This window comes from Quisquiliibacterium transsilvanicum (assembly GCF_014202215.1).
GTDB lineage: Bacteria > Pseudomonadota > Gammaproteobacteria > Burkholderiales > Burkholderiaceae_E > Quisquiliibacterium > Quisquiliibacterium transsilvanicum.
The window spans coordinates 281,719-299,356 of record NZ_JACHGB010000001.1; the positions used below are offsets into that span (position 1 = coordinate 281,719).

The 17,638-nt window shown below is 69.9% G+C and carries 16 protein-coding genes; 7 read left to right on the top strand and 9 right to left on the bottom strand.

The genetic code is table 11. The features are described 5' to 3' along the window. The first annotated feature begins 30 nt into the window (after positions 1-30). Positions 31-1,125: an enoyl-CoA hydratase/isomerase family protein gene (locus HNQ70_RS01260; RefSeq protein WP_183963506.1), complete on the top strand. Its 1,095-nt coding sequence runs from the start codon at positions 31-33 to the stop codon at positions 1,123-1,125. A 27-nt stretch (positions 1,126-1,152) separates the two neighbouring features. On the opposite strand, the gene HNQ70_RS01265 is transcribed toward HNQ70_RS01260, so the two are convergent. Then, the gene (locus tag HNQ70_RS01265) at positions 1,153-2,418 is read right to left on the bottom strand and encodes an MFS transporter (RefSeq protein ID WP_183963508.1); all 1,266 of its coding nucleotides are present in this window, start codon (positions 2,416-2,418) and stop codon (positions 1,153-1,155) included. A 178-nt stretch (positions 2,419-2,596) separates the two neighbouring features. Between HNQ70_RS01265 and htpG the strand changes: the two genes are divergently transcribed. From htpG to HNQ70_RS01280, 3 genes are read left to right on the top strand one after another with little or no spacing between them, the layout of a single operon-like run. Beyond that, on the top strand, positions 2,597-4,522 hold the full coding sequence (gene htpG / locus HNQ70_RS01270; protein ID WP_183963510.1) for a molecular chaperone HtpG: 1,926 nt from the start codon (positions 2,597-2,599) through the stop codon (positions 4,520-4,522). A gap of 13 nt (positions 4,523-4,535) precedes the next feature. Continuing rightward, positions 4,536-5,111, top strand: a complete 576-nt coding sequence (locus HNQ70_RS01275; RefSeq protein ID WP_425504323.1) for a DNA-deoxyinosine glycosylase — start codon at positions 4,536-4,538, stop codon at positions 5,109-5,111. After that, positions 5,112-5,885: a spermine/spermidine synthase domain-containing protein gene (locus HNQ70_RS01280; protein ID WP_183963514.1), complete on the top strand. Its 774-nt coding sequence runs from the start codon at positions 5,112-5,114 to the stop codon at positions 5,883-5,885. Positions 5,886-5,924: 39 nt separating this feature from the next. On the opposite strand, the gene HNQ70_RS01285 is transcribed toward HNQ70_RS01280, so the two are convergent. The 3 genes from HNQ70_RS01285 to HNQ70_RS01295 are packed head-to-tail and all read right to left on the bottom strand — an operon-like array spanning position 5,925 to position 8,588. Beyond that, positions 5,925-7,100, bottom strand: coding sequence for a vWA domain-containing protein (locus tag HNQ70_RS01285; RefSeq protein WP_183963516.1), 1,176 nt, complete (start codon positions 7,098-7,100; stop codon positions 5,925-5,927). Between the two features lie 11 nt (positions 7,101-7,111). Then, the gene (locus HNQ70_RS01290; protein WP_183963517.1) at positions 7,112-7,726 is read right to left on the bottom strand and encodes a GNAT family N-acetyltransferase; all 615 of its coding nucleotides are present in this window, start codon (positions 7,724-7,726) and stop codon (positions 7,112-7,114) included. 19 nt (positions 7,727-7,745) lie between these two features. Beyond that, on the bottom strand, positions 7,746-8,588 hold the full coding sequence (locus tag HNQ70_RS01295; protein ID WP_183963520.1) for an AAA family ATPase: 843 nt from the start codon (positions 8,586-8,588) through the stop codon (positions 7,746-7,748). A 230-nt stretch (positions 8,589-8,818) separates the two neighbouring features. Between HNQ70_RS01295 and HNQ70_RS01300 the strand changes: the two genes are divergently transcribed. The 3 genes from HNQ70_RS01300 (at position 8,819) to rraA (ending at position 10,120) form a co-directional block, all read left to right on the top strand. After that, positions 8,819-9,130 carry a c-type cytochrome gene (locus HNQ70_RS01300; RefSeq protein ID WP_183963521.1) on the top strand — a complete coding sequence of 104 codons (312 nt, stop codon included), beginning with the start codon at positions 8,819-8,821 and terminating at the stop codon, positions 9,128-9,130. Positions 9,131-9,132: 2 nt separating this feature from the next. After that, a complete protein-coding gene (locus HNQ70_RS01305) occupies positions 9,133-9,480 on the top strand; it encodes a c-type cytochrome (protein ID WP_183963522.1) in 348 nt (115 codons plus the stop codon). Between the two features lie 142 nt (positions 9,481-9,622). Then, a complete protein-coding gene (gene rraA / locus HNQ70_RS01310; protein WP_183963523.1) occupies positions 9,623-10,120 on the top strand; it encodes a ribonuclease E activity regulator RraA in 498 nt (165 codons plus the stop codon). A 70-nt stretch (positions 10,121-10,190) separates the two neighbouring features. Here the strand turns inward: rraA and moeA are convergent, their stop codons facing one another. The 5 genes from moeA to HNQ70_RS01335 form a co-directional block, all read right to left on the bottom strand. Beyond that, entirely contained in the window at positions 10,191-11,462 is a 1,272-nt protein-coding gene (gene moeA / locus HNQ70_RS01315) for a molybdopterin molybdotransferase MoeA (protein WP_183963524.1), read from the bottom strand. After that, positions 11,459-12,070: a molybdenum cofactor guanylyltransferase MobA gene (gene mobA / locus HNQ70_RS01320; RefSeq protein ID WP_183963525.1), complete on the bottom strand. Its 612-nt coding sequence runs from the start codon at positions 12,068-12,070 to the stop codon at positions 11,459-11,461. Before mobA ends, moeA begins: the two co-directional genes overlap by 4 nt. Continuing rightward, positions 12,071-12,952, bottom strand: coding sequence for a formate dehydrogenase accessory sulfurtransferase FdhD (locus HNQ70_RS01325; protein ID WP_183963526.1), 882 nt, complete (start codon positions 12,950-12,952; stop codon positions 12,071-12,073). Positions 12,953-12,986: 34 nt separating this feature from the next. Then, positions 12,987-14,090 carry a GTP 3',8-cyclase MoaA gene (gene moaA, locus HNQ70_RS01330; protein ID WP_183963527.1) on the bottom strand — a complete coding sequence of 368 codons (1,104 nt, stop codon included), beginning with the start codon at positions 14,088-14,090 and terminating at the stop codon, positions 12,987-12,989. Positions 14,091-14,248: 158 nt separating this feature from the next. Then, positions 14,249-17,518: an Rne/Rng family ribonuclease gene (locus tag HNQ70_RS01335; protein WP_183963529.1), complete on the bottom strand. Its 3,270-nt coding sequence runs from the start codon at positions 17,516-17,518 to the stop codon at positions 14,249-14,251. Positions 17,519-17,638: the final 120 nt, after the last annotated feature.

The window sequence follows — 17,638 nt, forward strand, 5'->3', positions numbered from 1 at the left end:
GACGCACGCGAAGCGACAGGAGGACTGGGAATGAACGATGAATCGCCCGTGCTGTTCGAGGAACGCGAGGCGGCCGGCGGCCGTCGCGTCGGCTTCGCCACGCTGAACCGGCCGCGCCAGCTGAACGCGCTTAACCTGCAGATGTGCCAGCTGATGCTGGAGCGCCTGCGCCGCTGGGCCTCGGACGAGTCGATCGCCGCAGTGGTGCTCGACGGCGCGGGCGACAAGGGCTTTTCGGCCGGCGGCGATGTCGCCGAAGTGATCCGGCAGGTGCGCGCCGGCGGCCCGCAGCGCTTCGTCTATGGCGACGCCTTCTTCGAGGTCGAGTACCAGCTCGACCTGCTGATCCACACCTTTCCGAAGCCGGTCCTGTCCTATTCGCACGGCGTATGCATGGGCGGCGGGGTCGGCCTCACCGTGGGCGCGAGCCACCGCGTGGTCTCTGACAACTCCCGGATCGCCATGCCCGAGATCACCATCGGCCTGTTCCCGGACGTGGGCGGCGGCTGGTTCCTGAACCGGGTGCCGGGCGGCGCCGGCAGCCTGATGGCGCTGACCGGGCTGACCCTCAACGAGGCCGACGCGCTGTTCGCGGGGCTGTCCGACTACTTCGTTCCGCTCGAGGCACGCGCCGAGCTCTACGAGAAGCTGCTGCGCACCGCGTGGACCGGCGACCCCGGCAGCGACCGGGAGGCGCTGAGCCGGCTGCTGCTGTCCGAGCACCGGCGCTTCAGGGCCGGACTGCCGGTGTCATTGCTGCTTATGTACCAGGACGCGATCCGTTTCATCGCGATGCAGCCGTCGGTGATCGCGATGCGCGACGCGCTGCTGGCGGCCGCAGCGGAGGACGAATGGTTCGGCGCGCCCGCGCAGAACCTCGCCAAGGGCTCGCCGACCGCTGCGCACGTCACCTGGGAGTACCTGCGGCGCACGCGCCGGATGTCGCTGGCCGAGGTGCTCGCGCTGGACCTGACGCTGGCCCGGCAGTACCAGCGCCACCCGGACTTCCCGGAGGGCGTGCGGGCGCTGCTGATCGACAAGGACCGCGCGCCGAAGTGGTCACCGGCCAGCTTCGAAGGTGTCAACCGGGAGCTGGTGGCGGGCCACTTCAGCTGGCCGGGCTGAGCTGCGTGGGGCCTGGCCCCGTCTGCATCACCAGGGACGCCTGGCCAGCAGGAAGGCCAGCGAACCGCTGGCGGCGACCAGGGCGAGCAGCGTGAAACCGGTCCGGTAGTCGCCGGTCAGGTCGGCCATACCGCCGGCGACCATCGGGCCCGCCACCTGGCCGATTGCGATGAAGATCGCCGAGATGCCAAGGATCATGCCGATCGAACGGCGCCCGAAGTAGTCCGCGCGCAGCGCCTGCATGAACGGTCCGCGCAGGCCCCAGGCCACGCCGTGCAGCAGTGCGAAGGCGACCAGCCACGCGGAGCCTTTCGCGTAGGTCAGCATCAGCAGGCCGCCCGCGTGCATCAGCATGCAGGCAGCCGAGATCCAGCGCTTGTCGAAGCGGTCGCCGATCGCCCAGCCCAGCATCACCCCGCCGGCCTGCGCCACGGTCATCAGCGTCACGAACAGCGAGGCCTGCGCGAGCGAATAGCCCAGACCCACGTTCATGTGCGCGATCGCGTGCACGTTCACCGCGCTCACCACCAGCAGCGCGAAGCCGTGGCCGATGGTGAGCAGCCAGAAGGCTGCGGTGCGCATCGCCTCGCGGGCGGTGAACTCGCGGGCGACGCCCGCAGCCGTGTGCGCCGCTGCGCCGGCCTGCGTCCTGGCTGCGCGGCCTGCCGCGCAGGCTGCGTCGGGCCGGGGCTGCGGCACCGGCAGTCCGTCGATCGTCTCGCCGACGTCCTCGGGGCGGCGCCGGAAGACCTTCGCCAGCGGCCAGCCGATCGCCACCGACAGCACCGCCGAGGCAAGAGCGGTGGTGCGCCAGCCGAAGGTCTGCATCGTCCAGGCGACCGCAGGCACGAACACGCCGCCCAGCGCCAGGCCCAGGCTCATCGTCGACAGCGCCCTGGCGCGCTTCTTCTCGAACCACTGCACCACGGCCACCGTCAGCGGGAAGTAGCCGCACAGGCTCGAGCCGATCGCGATCGTGAACACCGCTGCGTAGAAGCCGGTCAGCGAGTCGATGCTGGCGAGCAGGACGAAACCAGCGCCGAACACCAGGATGCCCGCCCGGATCATGTGCTGGGCGCCAAACCGGTCGACGATCCAGCCGAGCGCGGGGCCCAGCACCGCGGCTTCGACCGACTGGAGCGCCGCGCCCGCCGACAGTGCGGTCTTGCTCCAGCCGAACTCGCGTTCGAAGGTGGCCACGTAGGCGCCGAACGCATGGTGCAGCAAGGCCGCCTGCAGGAACTGCAGACCCAGCGCCGCGCCGACCATCTTCCAGCCGTAGAAGATCTTCATTGGCGGCGAGCTTACGTCCCCGGCGCGGCGGCGGCGGCTGCGGTCTTCCGAAATCGCCCTTGGGGCAGGGCTTGAAATCCCCGCGCCGTGCCCCAAGCTGTGGCCGATGCGAGCCGGCGCTGCGTACCCGGAGCTGCCCGCCGCGCGCGCCACGAACCGAACAAGGATGAGGACACAGATGGGTGCAATGAAGGAAACACTGGGATTCCAGACCGAGGTCAGCCAGCTGCTGCAGCTGATGATCCACTCGCTCTACAGCAATCGCGAGATCTTCCTGCGCGAGCTGGTCTCCAACGCATCGGACGCCTGCGACAAGCTGCGCTTCGAGGCGATCGACCAACCCGGGCTCTTCGAGGGCGATGCCGAGCTGGGCATCCGCATCGAGGTGGACCAGGCCGCGCGCACGATCACCATCTCCGACAACGGCATCGGGATGTCGCGCGACGAGGTGATCGCCAACCTGGGCACCATCGCTCGATCCGGCACCCGCGAGTTCTTCAGCAAGCTCTCCGGCGACCAGGCCAGGGACGCTCAGCTGATCGGCCAGTTCGGCGTGGGCTTCTACTCTTCCTTCATCGTGGCCGACCGGGTCACGGTGCTCACCCGCCGCGCTGGCGCGCCCGCCGCCGAGGGGGTGCGCTGGGAGTCCGAAGGCACTGGCGAATTCACCGTGGAGCAGCTGGAGCGTCCGGCCCGCGGTACCGAGGTCATCCTGCACCTGCGCCCGGCGGCCGAGGGCGAGGACGCAGCGTCGGCCGACGATCTGCTGTCGGCGTGGCGGCTGAAGTCCATCGTGCGCCGCTACTCCGACCACATCTCGCTGCCGATCCTGATGCGCAAGGAGCAGTGGAACCAGGAGAAGGGCGAGCAGGAGACGCTCGACGAGTGGGAGACGGTGAATCAGGCGAGCGCGCTGTGGGCGCGGCCGAAGTCCGAGATCACCGAGGAGCAGTACGCCGCCTTCTACCAGCACATCGCCCATGACGGCGGCGAGCCGCTGGCGTACACGCACAACCGCGTCGAAGGCCGCAGCGAGTACACGCAGCTGCTGTTCGTCCCGTCGAAGGCGCCCTTCGACCTCTACGACCGCCAGCATCGCCACGGCATCAAGCTCTATGTGCGCCGCGTGTTCATCATGGACGACGCCGAACAGCTGCTGCCGTCCTACCTGCGCTTCGTGCGCGGCGTGGTCGACTCCGCGGACCTGCCGCTGAACGTATCGCGCGAGATCCTCCAGGAGAGCCGCGACGTCAAGGCGATCCGCGAGGGCTGCACGCGCCGGGTGCTCGGCATGCTCGAGGACCTCGCCGAGAACCAGGCTGACAAGTACGCCACCTTCTGGAAGGAGTTCGGCCAGGTGCTCAAGGAGGGCCTCGGCGAGGACATGGGCAATGCCGAGCGCATCTCGAAGCTGCTGCGCTTCGCCTCCAGCGCCTCCGACGACGATGCGCAGTCGGTGTCGCTGGCCGACTACGCGGCGCGGATGAAGGAGGGGCAGGCCGCGATCTACTACGTGACCGGCGACACTCCGGCCGCGGCGCGCAACAGCCCGCATCTCGAGGTGTTCCGCAAGAAGGGCGTGGAAGTGCTGCTGCTGACCGACCGCGTCGACGAGTGGATGCTGTCCTTCCTGCACGAGTTCGACGGCAAGCCGCTGGTGTCGGTGGCGCGCGGCGGGCTGGACCTCGGCGCCCTCGAGGACGAGGCCGAGAAGGAGGAGGCCGCCCGGGTGGCCGACGAATTCAAGGACCTCGTGGAGCGGGTCAGGGGCGCGCTCGGCGACCGGGTCAAGGAGGTGCGCATCACCAGCCGGCTGACCGACTCGCCGGCCTGCCTGGTCTCGGACGAGGGCGACATCAGCGGCCATCTGGAGCGGATGCTGCGCCAGGCCGGCCACAAGGCGCCGGACCGCCGCCCCATCCTGGAGGTGAATCCCAGGCACCCGCTGGTGGCCCGCCTGCGGACCGAGGAGACGCGCTTCGACGACTGGTCGCAGCTGCTGTTCGACCAGGCCCTGCTGGCCGAGGGCGGACAGCTGCAGGATGCGCCGGGCTTCGTGCGCCGGCTCAACGCGATGCTGCTCGCGATGTCCTCCGGGGCCTGAGGCCCCGGCGCGGGTGCGACCGATTCCTGGGCAGGCTCCGCGGCCGGAGGTGGGCGGCGCTGCGCTGCGCGGCTTCGGCCCGGTGCTCGACTCGGGCTGCGAGCTGCTGGTGCTGGGCAGCTTCCCGAGCGAGGCCTCGCTGGCGGCCGGCCACTACTACGCGCATCCGCGCAACCAGTTCTGGCCAATCCTCGGCGAGGTGCTCGGCGAGCCGCTCTCCGGGCTGCCATTCGAAGAGCGCTACCGCAGGGTGCTGGCACACCGCGTGGGCATCTGGGACGTGCTGGGCGCCTGCCGCCGGCAGGGCAGCCTGGACGCCGACATCCGCGATGCCGCTGCCAACGACTTCGAGCTGCTCGCGCGTCTTGCGCCGGGGCTCGTTCGGGTGCTGTTCAACGGCCGCACCGCGGGCCGCTTCGAGCCGGCGTTTCGGCGCCAGGGCTACGAAACCGCCGTGCTCCCGTCCACCAGCCCGGCCTTCGCCGGCATGCGCTTCGAGGACAAGCTGCGCGCATGGCGCACCGCGCTGGAAGGCCCGGCGCAGGTTCCATGCGAGGATGCGCGCTTTCCGACCTTCCCGGAGTCCTGAATGAGCACCCGTTGTCGTGCGATTGCCGAGGCCCTTCCCATCACGCTGTCCGAGGCCGACGGTGCGCGCTACCTGCACTTCGGCACTGAGTGGATCCAGGGGGCGATGGACGTGCGCCGCCCGGACCGGCTGCTGCTGGCCTATGTCGAGCAGATGATGGCCTGGCTGGTGTTCCTCGAGCCGCCTGCGCGCATCTTGCAGCTGGGGCTGGGCGCGGGGTCGCTGACGCGCTTCTGCCTGCGGCACTGCCCGGACTCCGAGATCACCGTGGTCGACAACAGCGTCGAAGTGATCGAGACCGCGCACCAGTGGTTCGCGCTGCCGCGCACGCATCCGCGCCTGAAGGTGGTCTGCCGAGATGCGCAGGACTTCCTCGAGCCCGCGGCCCGGCGTGGCCGCTACGGAGTCGTCCAGGTCGACGTCTACGACATGCACGCGCGCGGCCCGGCGATCGAGTCGGCGGACTTCTACCGGCTGTGCGCCGAGGCGCTGTCGGATCCGGGGATCGCGGTATTCAACCTGTTCGGCGAGCATGCGTCGACCGAGCGCAACCTGCGCAGGATCCGCCGGGTGTTCGGCGACCGGGTGCTGGCGATGCCGGTCAGCGAAGCCGGCAACCTGGTGGTGCTCGGCTTCAAGGGGCCGCCGCTGGCGGTGGAATGGAAGGCGGTGGAGCGGCGCGCTGCGCGCCTGCGCAGCCGCCTGCGCCTGCCGGCGCCGCACTGGGTGGAAGCGCTGCGCCGCGACCGCGCGGCGCCGATGCTGGAGGTCTGAAGCTGGAGGTCTGGAGCGCGCACTGCCCGCGCCGACGCGCTATTTCGCGAGCTCGCGCATCGCCCGCTCCAGCCCCTGCAGGGTGACCGGGTACATGCGGTTCTGCAGCACCTGCTTGATCACCGAGACCGACTGCCGATACTCCCAGACGCCTTCCGGCTCAGGGTTGAGCCAGGCGAACTTCGGGAAGCGCTCGACCAGGCGGCGCAGCCAGATCGCGCCCGCCTCCTCGTTGTTGTACTCCACCGAACCGCCGGGCTGCAGGATCTCGTAGGGACTCATGGTCGCGTCGCCCACGAAGATCAGCCGGTAGTCGGCGTTGTACTTGCGGATGATGTCCCAGGTGGCGAAGCGCTCGGCGTGGCGGCGCCGGTTGTTCTTCCACAGGTGGTCGTAGACGCAGTTGTGGAAGTAGTAGAACTCCAGGTGCTTGAACTCGGTCTTGGCCGCCGAGAAGAACTCCTCGACCATCTTGATGTGGTCGTCCATCGTGCCGCCGACGTCGAGCAGCATCAGCACCTTGATCGTGTTGTGCCGTTCCGGGCGCATCTTGATGTCGAGGTAGCCCGCGTTGCGCGCGGTGTTCTCGATGGTGGAGTCGAGGTCCAGCTCGTCCTCGGCGCCTTCGCGCGCGAACTTGCGCAACCTGCGCAGCGCCACCTTGATGTTGCGGGTGCCGAGCTCGACCTGATCGTCGTAATCGCGGTAGGCGCGCTGCTCCCAGACCTTGACCGCAGTGCGGTTGCCCGACGAGGGGCCGCCGATGCGCACCCCTTCCGGATTGAAGCCGCCGTTGCCGAAGGGCGAAGTGCCGTTGGTGCCGATCCACTTGTTGCCGCCCTCGTGGCGCTTCTTCTGCTCCTCGAGCAGCTCCTTGAGCCGCTCCATCAGCTTCTCGAGCCCGCCCATGGCCTCGATCGCCGCCTTCTCCTCGGCAGTGAACTCGCGCTGCGTCAGCCGCTTGAGCCAGTCCATCGGAACGTCGAAGGCGTCGGTGGGCAGCTCGATGACGCCCTTGAAGTAGAGGCCGAAGGCCTTGTCGAACTTGTCGAAATTGCGCTCGTCCTTGACCAGCGCAGCACGCGACAGGAAGTAGAACTCGTCGATCGACGGGCCGATCACGTGCTGCTTCATCGCCTCGAGCAGCATCAGGTATTCCTTGATGGATACCGAAAGCTTCGAGTTGCGCAGGTGGAGGAAGAAATCGATCAGCATGTTGGGTCTCCTCAGGCCGCGGCGCCCTGGGCGCTTCGCGGCCGGCGCAGTTGCCATTCGAGGTTGGTGCGCACCGCGGGCCACTCGGCCGCGATGACGCTGTAGACGGCGGTGTCGCGCAGCGAGCCGTCGGCCATCCGCGCGTGACTGCGCAGGATGCCGTCGAGCTTGGCGCCGAGCCGCTCGATGGCCTGGCGGCTGCGCCGGTTCATGAAGTGGGTCCGGAACTCCACCGCGATGCAGTCGAGCCGCTCGAACGCGTGCTGCAGCAGCATCAGCTTGCAGTTGGTGTTGAGCGGGGTGCGCTGCACGCTGGCGGCATACCAGGTGGAGCCGATCTCGACGCGGCGATGGGTCGAATCAACGTTCATGTAGGTGCTCATGCCGACGAGGCGTCCGCTGGCGTTGTCACGCACAGAGAAGGGCAGCATGCTCCCCGCGCGTTGCAGGCCGAGCCTGCGCTCGATCTCGTCGCCCATGGCCTGCGGCCGGGGAACGTGCGTGAACCAGAGGGTCCAGAGCTCGCCGTCGGCGACTGCCGAGGCCAGCTCCGCCTCGTGCGCAGGCGACAGCGGCTCGAGCGTCGCATGCGCTCCGCGGAGCGTGACGGGCTCGAGCCAGCTCATGTCGCCACCGGGCCCGGGGTCAGCGGTTGTGCCGCGCCATGAAGATGAGCCGCTCGAACAGATGCACGTCCTGCTCGTTCTTGAGCAGCGCGCCGTGCAGCGGCGGGATCACCTGCTTGGCGTCCTGGGAGCGCAGCGCCTCGGGCGGGATGTCCTCGGCCATCAGCAGCTTGAGCCAATCGAGCAGCTCGGACGTGGACGGCTTCTTCTTCAGGCCCGGCATTTCGCGGATCTGGTAAAAGGCGTCCATCGCTTCCTTGAGCAGCTGCTGCTTGAGCTTCGGGTAGTGGACGTCGACGATCTGCTGCATCGTGTCCCGGTCCGGGAACTTGATGTAGTGGAAGAAGCAGCGGCGCAGGAATGCGTCGGGCAGTTCCTTCTCGTTGTTCGAGGTGATGATCACGACGGGGCGGTGCCGCGCGCGCACCATCTGGTGCGTCTCGTAGACGTAGAACTCCATCCGGTCGAGTTCGCGAAGCAGGTCGTTCGGGAACTCGATGTCGGCCTTGTCGATCTCGTCGATCAGCAGCACGTGCGGCTGCTCGGCATCGAAGGCCTGCCAGAGCACGCCCTTGACGATGTAGTTGTGGATGTCCTTGACGCGCTCCTCGCCGAGCTGCGAGTCGCGCAGGCGCGAGACCGCGTCGTATTCGTACAGGCCCTGCTGCGCCTTGGTCGTGGACTTGATGTGCCACTGCAGCAGCGGCATGCCCAGGCCCTTGGCGACCTCCTCGGCCAGCATGGTCTTGCCGGTGCCGGGCTCGCCCTTGATGAGCAGCGGACGCTGCAGGGTCATCGCGGCGTTGACCGCGAGCTTGAGGTCGTCGGTTGCGACGTAACTGGAGGTGCCTTCGAAGCGCATGTCGGATGGACCAGGGTTGGATTGCCGGGGAGCACGGGCCTTGGCGCCGTGTCTTGGTGTCGAAGCAGTATAAGGGAACGGAACGCGGGCCGTGCGCGAGTGGACGTCCATTTCCTGGCTCAAGTAGAATCGGCGTTTCTCATCAAAAACAAGCACTTCGCGCCAGTCTTCGCGGATGTCGGTCGACCGGCGGAGCGGGGGACGCAGCGATGCATCATTGCCAGGTGGATATGTTCAAGAGAACGCTTCTGGCCGCGCTCGTCGCGGCCTCGCCCCTGATGGCCGCGGCCCAGGGCAACGCGGAGGCCGCGAAGACCAAGATCGCGATGTGCGTGGGCTGCCACGAGATCGCCGGCTACAAGGCGTCCTTCCCCAGCGTCTATTCGGTGCCGCGCATCGCCGGCCAGTCGGCCAGGTACATCGAGAGCGCGCTCCAGGCCTACCGCAAGGGCGACCGTAGCCATCCCACCATGCGTGGCATCGCCGCCGGCCTGTCCGACCAGGACATCGCCGATCTCGCCGCCTACTACGGAGCCCAGTGAACATGGCCATTTCCCCGAGCATCCGTCTGCTGGGCGCGGCCGCGCTGGCCGCTGCACTGCTGCCTGCGCATGCGCTTGCCGCCGATATCGCCAAGGGCCGCGAGAAGGCCGATCAGGTCTGCGCAGCCTGTCACGGCAAGGACGGCAACACCCCGATCGACCCCACCTATCCCAGGCTCGCCGGCCAGTCCGCCGACTACCTGTTCCAGTCGCTGGTCGACTACAAGAACGAGTCGCGCAAGAACGCCATCATGGGCGGGCAGGCCAAGTCGCTGACGCGCGCCGAGATGGCCGATCTCGCCGCGTTCTACGCAAGCCTTCCGGGCCAGCTGAAGTACAAGCCGAAGTGAGCCGGGCCCGCCGCGCGCGGGCTGCATCGCTGAGCCACGGCCGGTCCTCGCGACCGGCCGTTTCAATTGGAGCGCCCATCGTCCATGGCCCGGCGTTCCGCTTTCGCTATCATCGCCGCTTCGATCAATCCGGAGCGCCCCCATGCAAGCCACCACCGATCTCTGCGACGCCAACGAGAACCTGCTCGCCGACGGAAGCCTGCGCGTGCTGGCGCCGCTGTTCCAGTCCTGGGGCGCGAAGCCTGCGTTCGCCGGGCCGGTGAGTACGCTGCGCTGCTTCGAGGACAACAGCCTGGTTCGCACCGCGCTCGAGGAGCCGGGCGAGGGCCGGGTGCTGGTGGTCGATGGAGGCGGCAGCCTGCGCTGCGCACTGCTGGGCGGCAACCTTGCGCAGCTCGCCGACCGCAACGGCTGGGCGGGCGTGATCGTCAACGGCTGCGTGCGCGATGCCGACGAGATCGATGCCTGCGCGATCGGCATCCGTGCGCTCGCCGCCCACCCGCGCAAGAGCGACAAGCGCGGCATCGGCCAGCGCGACGTGGTGGTGGAGTTCGCCGGCAGCCGGATCGCCCCCGGCCACTGGTGCTATGCCGACCGCGACGGCGTGCTGGTCGCGGATCGGCCGCTGGCGCAGTCCTGAACCGGGCGCCTGCCGGGCGCCGCCGCGGGCTCGGCACGCGCCTGGCTGCGCATGCAGCAGCCGACGGACTTCAGCACAGCCCGTCGAAGGCCAGGCAGTCCACCGTTTCGCCAGGGGCCACGTCGCCGCGGTCGTGCTCGAGCACCACGATGCAGTTGGCTTCCGACATCGAGCGCAGCACGCCCGAGCCCTGGCTGCCGGTGAGGCGCACCTCCATGCCGCCGCCTGGTGCCGCGCAGAGGATGCCGCGCTGGTACTCGGTGCGTCCGGGCCGCTTGCGGATTCCGTCGGGCGCGATGGCGCGCACCGTCGGCAGCCGGAGCGGCGCCGCGCCCATCATCCGCAGCAGCGCGTCGCGCGCGAAGAAGTAGAAGCTGATCATCACCGCCACCGGATTGCCGGGCAGGCCGAAGTAGGCGGCGTTGCCAATGCGTCCGAAGGCCAGCGGGCGGCCGGGGCGCATCGCGATCTTCCAGAAGGCGACGTCGCCAAGGCGGCCCAGCACCTCGCGGGTGAAGTCGGCCTCGCCGACCGATACCCCGCCCGAGGAGACGATGGCGTCGGCGCTCGCGCTCGCGATGCGCATCGCATCTTCCAGCGCCTGCGGATCGTCACGGACCACGCCCAGGTCGATCGGGTCGACGCCGAGCCGGGTGAGCATGGCGTGGATCGTGTAGCGGTTGCTGTCGTAGACGTGGCCGGGCGGCAGCGCTTCGCCGATCGAGCGAAGCTCGTCGCCGGTGGAGAAGAAGGCGACCCGCAGGCGGCGCCTGACCGGCGCCTCTGCCACGCCGAGCGACGCGAGCACGCCGAGGTCTGCCGGCGACAGCCGCCGGCCCTGCAGCAGGGCGGGGCGGCCGGCGGCGTGATCCTCGCCGCGCAGCCGCCGGTGCTGGCCGGGTCGCTGGCCGGCGGGCACCGTCAGGCGGCCGTCCTGCGCGAGCGCGTGTTCCTGCGCGAGCACGGTGTCGCAGCCCTCCGGCATCACTGCCCCGGTCATGATTCTTATCGCCTCGCCCCTGCCCACCGCGCCGCCGAACGGGCGGCCGGCGAAGGCGCTGCCGACGATCCGCAGCACGGTCCGGTCGCCGTCGGCCAGGTCGGCGGAACGGAAGGCGAATCCGTCCATCGCCGAATTGTCGTCTGCCGGCACGTCGATCGGAGAAAGCAGGTCGGTGGCGAGCACGCGGTCCAGCGCGCAGCGCAGCGGCACCCGCTCGATCGCCTCGACGGGCGAGACGAAGCGCTCGATCGCGCTGCGGGCCGAGGCGACCGGCAGCGCGTCGGGGTCGTAGTCGGAGAGGCAGCCGATCGCTGCGGCCAGCGTCGAGTCCTGGGTCATTGCGGCTCGAAGGCCCGGAGGTCGTCGGGCGTGTTGATGTTGCGGAACGCGTCCTCGTCGGGGAACTCCACCTCGACGTGCGGCAGCCTGCCGTACCAGGCATCGATCCGGCGCCGCCCGGTCTCCAGGAAGGTCTCGAGGTGGGCGAGCACGCTCCGATCGACCATCAGGAACACCGGGTGCGTACGGGCGGGCGTGCGGGCCACCGCCACTGGCGAGCCGGTGGCGTCCATCGCCCCGGCCAGGCGCGCGACCAGGTCGTTCGGCAGGAAGGGCGAGTCGCAGGGAACGGTGACCACGCGGGGCGTGGCTGCGGCGCGCAGCCCCGCGTGCAGCCCGGCAAGCGGGCCGGCGTGGTCCGGGAGCAGGTCGGTGAGCACCGGATGGCCGAAGGCCCGCCAGCACTCCAGGTTGGCGTTCGCGCTGACCAGCACGGCGTCCACCTGCGGGCGCATGCGCTCCAGGACATGCGCGGCCATCGGCCGGCCGCGGAAGGGCTGGAGCCCCTTGTCGACGCCCTGGCCGTCAGCGCTCATCCGGCGCCCGAGGCCTCCGGCAAGCAGCAGGCCGGTGACGGCGCCACCGGAGGGAACGAGAAGTGTGACCATTCAGGCGAACGCGCTGGTGGCCGGCGCGCCCAGGAAGCGCGCGGCGCCGGTGAACAGCAGGTAGTGCTTCCCCTGGCAGCGGCCGACCATGGTGATGCCCACCCGCTGAGCGATCTCGAAGCCCATCTGCGTGAGCCCGGAGCGCGACAGCAGGAAGGGGATGCCCATCTGCGCGCACTTGATAACCATCTCGGAGGTGAGCCGGCCGGTGGTGTAGAAGATCTTGTCGTGTCCGCCGGCGCCCTCGAGCCACATCCGCCCGGCGATCGCGTCGACCGCGTTGTGGCGCCCGACGTCCTCGACGAAGGCGAGGATCTCGCCGCGCGAATCGCCCGCGTTGGAGCAGAGGGCGCAGCCATGCACCGCGCCCGCGACCTTGTAGATCGACTCATGCCGGCGCACGCGGTCCATCACCGTGTAGAGTACCTCCTGCGTCAGCCGGGCCTGGGTGGGCAGGCGGATGCCGTCGAGCTCGCCCATCAGGTCGCCGAACACGGTGCCCTGGCCGCAGCCCGTGGTGACCGTGCGCCGGCCGGTGCGCTCTTCGAGCCGCTCGCCGATGCCGGGTTGCTGCCACAGCGGCGTGCCGGTGTCCTTGAGCAGCCGTGAGGTCACCGCCACCGAGCCCGTGTCCCAGTCGACCTGCACCGAAGCGAGATCGCAGACGGCGTCCACGATGCGCTGGTTGCGCAGGTAACCCAGCGCGAGGTGTTCCGGCGCGGCCCCGAGGGTCATCAGCGTGACCAGCTCGCGGCGGTCCAGGTAGAGGGTCAGCGGGTGCTCGCCGGCGATTGCGGTGGGCACTGTGCGCCCCTCCTCGTCGATGGCGTCGACCGTGTAAGTCAGCGGGCGGGCGTTGTCGGTGAGCTCCAGGAGGGGCATGGTCTGGTCTGTCCTCGCTCTGGGGAGGGGCGGCTCAGCCGCCGATGTAGGACATCTCGATGCGCCGCAGTGTCGCGGTGTCCGCCGAGCGGAGTTCCGAGTACCGGTCGGCGCGCCTGCCCCAGAGCTGGGCGATCGCACCGGCGATCTCTTCGTCGCTGCGTCCGCCGCGCAACAGGGCGCGCAGGTCGTGCCCGCGCTCGGCGAACAGGCAGGTGTAGAGACGGCCTTCAGTGGACAGCCGGGCCCGCGTGCAGCCACTGCAGAAGGGCTGGGTGACCGAGGAGATCACGCCGATTTCGCCCGCGCCGTCCAGGTAGCGCCAGCGCTCGGCGACCTCGCCAGCGTAGTTCGGGTCGGCGGGTTCCAGCGGGAAGTGCTCGCCGATCCGGCGGACCACCTCGGCGCTGGGCAGCACCTCGTCCATCCGCCAGCCGTTGGAGACGCCCACGTCCATGAACTCGATGAAGCGCAGGATGTGCCCTGTGCCGCGGAAGTGACGCGCCATCGGCAGGATCTGCGCGTCGTTGACGCCGCGGCGAACCACCATGTTGACCTTGACTGGGGCGAAACCCGCGCGGGCGGCCGCCTCGACGCCCTCGAGAACGTCGCCGACCGGGAAGTCCACGTCGTTCATCGCCCGGAAGACGGCGTCGTCCAGCGCATCCAGGCTGACGGTCACCCGCCTGAGCCCTGCATCGCGCAGCGCGCTCGCCTTGCGCGCGAGCAGCGAGCCGTTGGTGGTCAGGGTGAGGTCGAGCGGCTCGCCGCGCAGCGTGCGCTGCGAAGCCAGCATGCCCACCAGGCGCTCGACGTCCTTGCGCAGCAGCGGCTCGCCGCCGGTCAGCCGGACCTTCTCGACCCCGTGCGCGATGAAGATCCCGACCAGGCGCAGGATTTCCTCGAAGCTCAGCAGCGAGGACTGCGGAAGGAAGGCGTAGTCCTTGCCGAACATCGACTTCGGCATGCAGTAGGTGCAGCGGAAATTGCAGCGGTCGGTGACCGAGATCCGCAGGTCGTGCAGCAGCCGGCCGCGCGTATCGCGCAACTCGCCGGTGGGCGGCTGCAGGAGGGTCGGAACTGACGGAACCGAGGCCGCGTAGCGGCCATCGGCGATGGAAGTGTTGCGCTCGGTCATGGCAGGCCCTTGCTGCGTGGCAGTCTAGCAAAGGGCTCGAACCCTTGGCGCATCAGGGTCTGCGGGCGCATCGGGTACGCCGGGCGCAAGGGATGCGCCCGGCGTCCGGGGGCCGCCGGGGCCGGCCGTGGCCGGGCACCGGCGGTGACCCTGGCGGGTCAGGCTGCCGGAGGCTGCGTGCCGTCCGTGCCGTCGGTCTCCACCTGCATCAGCGGCTCCTGCACGACCACCGCACGCGGCTTGCGCTTGCGCACAGGCCGCTGCACCGGGGCGGGTGCGGCGTCCTCGAAGCTCAGCTGCCGCGACTTGGTCTCGACCCACTCCAGGCCGGCTTGCGCGACGATCGAATCGAGTTCGACCTCGGTGGCCGGAGCCGCAGGAGCCTCCGCGCTCGCGACGGCGGGCTCACTCCGGGGGGCTGGCGGCTGCGCGGGCGCTTGAGGCTGCGGCGCAAGCGCCTCGGCCTGCTGCGCGGGCGCCAGGGCCTCCTGTGCAAGCGTCTCGGCCTGCTGGGCGGGCAGCTCGACCGGCGCCTGGGCGACGGCCTCCGGCAGGGCCGGTGCCGGCTCGACGTCAGCGGGTTCCCTGGGAAGGGACACTGCGACCGACGGGACCGCAGGCAGCTCGGGCTGGGTGCGCACGGCGCGGCGGGGCTGCTCGACTTCAGCAGGAGCCTGGGGCTCGGCTGCGGGTTGCGCAGCCTGGGGCACGGCGGCCTCCGGCTCGGGCAGCGCCGGCTCCGTCACCGCGGGTTCGACGGGGGCGTAAGCCGCCACCGCATCGGGCGTCACCGGCTCGGCCGCTTCGCGGGGGGCGGAGGCTTGCGCCATCGCCGGCTGGGCGGGCTCTGCGGCGCCGTCCTGGGCGGTCGCATCACCGTCGGCCTGGGCCTCGTCCTCGCCGTTCATGCCTTCGCCAGCGCCTGCACCGCGTTCGCCGCCACGACGACCGCGACGACGGCGGCTGCGCGGGCGGCGCGCTTCGTCTTCAGGACGTGCGTCCAGATCCAAGTCGGCGGTTTCGAGCGCATCGCCGGTGTCCGTCTTCAGGCTGCGCTCGGCGGCCTGGGCCTCCGGGGCGACCTGGGCCTGCTCGGGCATGCCGGTTGCGGCATCCGTTGCGAGGCCGCCAGCGATGGCGATGGCGGCAGCGTCCACGGCGGCGGCGTTGTCGCCGGCGGTCTGGGCGCCGCGGCGGCCACCCTGGCGCCGGCCTTCGCCGGTGCGGCGCTGCTGACCGTCTTCGCGGGTCTCGGCGCCCTCGACGCCTTCGGTGCCCTCGATGCGCGGTTCGCGCTCACGGCGGCGCTGCCGGCCGTTGCCGCCCTCGGCTGCCTGTCCGTCGGGACGTGTTGCGCCCTCGGGCGCCGGGCTGCGCGGTTCGCGTTGCGGACGCTCTTCGCCACTCTTCGCCTCGCGCGGACCGCGATCGTCGCGTCCACCGCGGCCGCCGCGGCCGCGGCCCTCACGGCCTTCGCTGCCTTCACGACCTTCACGACCTTCACGACCTTCACGACCTTCACCGCCTTCACGGCTGCGGCCGTCGCGTCCGCGTCCGCCGCGGCGCCTGTCGTCGCGGCCCGCCGTGCGGGCCGGTTCGCTGGACGCCGGGGGCACCAGCGCCGGCTCGGCCTGCGGCACAGGCTGGGCCTGGCCGGCAGTGCCAACGCTCTCGTTGGCGGCGATGCCTCGGAACAGCCGCAGGATGCGGCCGAACAGCCCCTCTGCGGCCGCTTCCTGCCGGTACGGAGCCGGGCTGGCCGCGGGAGCCGGGGCGGCTTCGGGCGGCGGGGCGACCGGCGCCGGGGCGACGACCGGAGCGGGCTGGTCGCGGGGCACGCCCGAGACCATCGCTTCCTGGCGCGATTTCGGCGGGGCGAACTTGGAGTCGAGGTAGCTGCTGTCCTCGGACGGGCCCTCGGCGATCGAGTAGCTGGCGCGGTAGGTGTTGAGCCGCTCGTCGTCGTGGCGCAGGCGGTCCAGGCGGTAGTGCGGGGTCTCGATGTGCTTGTTCGGGATCAGCACGATCTCGACCTTGAGCCGCGCTTCCATCTTGGCGATCTCGGCGCGCTTCTCGTTGAGCAGGTAGGTGGCGACGTCCACCGGCACTTGCGCATGCACGGTGGCGGTGTTCTCCTTCATCGCCTCTTCCTGGATCACGCGCAGCACGTGCAGCGCGGAGGACTCGACGTCGCGGATCACGCCGGTGCCGTTGCAGCGCGGACAGGTGATGTGGGTGCCCTCGTTCAGGGCCGGGCGCAGCCGCTGGCGCGACAGCTCCATCAGGCCGAAGCGGGAGATCTTGCCGGTCTGGACCCGCGCGCGGTCGTAGTGCAGGGCTTCCTTCAGCCGCTGCTCGACCTCGCGCTGGTTCTTCGAGCTCTCCATGTCGATGAAGTCGATGACGATCAGGCCGCCGAGGTCGCGCAGGCGCATCTGACGGGCGGCTTCGTCCGCCGCCTCCAGGTTGGTGCGCAGCGCGGTCTCTTCGATGTCGCCGCCCTTGGTGGCGCGCGCCGAGTTGACGTCGATGGCGACCAGCGCCTCGGAGTGGTCGATGACGATCGCGCCGCCGGAGGGCAGGGGCACCACGCGCGAGTACGCGGTTTCGATCTGGTGTTCGATCTGGAAGCGCGAGAACAGCGGGATGTCGTCGCGGTAGCGCTTCACGCGCACCACGTTGTCGGGCATCACGTGGGCCATGAACTGGCGCGCCTGCTCGTACACGTCCTCGGTGTCGATCAGAATCTCGCCGATGTCCGCGGTGAAGTAGTCGCGGATCGCGCGGATGACCAGGCTCGACTCCTGGTAGATCAGGAACGCGCCCGGCCCGCTGGTGGCCGCCGACTCGACTGCGCGCCAGAGCTGGAGCAGGTAATTCAGGTCCCACTGGAGCTCTTCGGCGGTGCGACCGATGCCCGCGGTGCGCGCGATGATGCTCATGCCCGAGGGGAGCTCGAGCTTGTCCATCGTCTCGCGCAGTTCCTGGCGGTCCTCGCCCTCGATCCTGCGCGACACGCCGCCGCCGCGCGGGTTGTTGGGCATCAGCACCAGGTAGCGGCCGGCCAGCGAGATGAACGTGGTCAGCGCCGCGCCCTTGTTGCCGCGCTCTTCCTTGTCGACCTGGACGATGACCTCCTGGCCCTCGGAGATCGCATCCTGGATGCGGGCGCGGCCCACGTCCGAACCGGTCTTGAAGAAGGCCTTGGAGATCTCCTTGAACGGCAGGAAACCGTGCCGCTCTTCGCCATAGCTGACGAAACAGGCCTCGAGGCTGGGCTCCACCCGGGTGATGACGCCCTTGTAGATGTTGCTCTTGCGGGATTCGTGGCCCGCAGACTCGATGTCGATGTCGATCAGCTTCTGGCCATCGACGATGGCGACCCGCAATTCCTCTGCGTGGGTCGCGTTGAAAAGCATCCGCTTCATTCGTTCAGCTCCAATGCGCAGCAAAGGCACGGCCTGCACAGGCCGGCGGAACGCGCCCGGGATGGGCGTACGGATGCGAGCAGGGCCCGATCAGCGATCGTCAGGCGATCGATCAGGGGC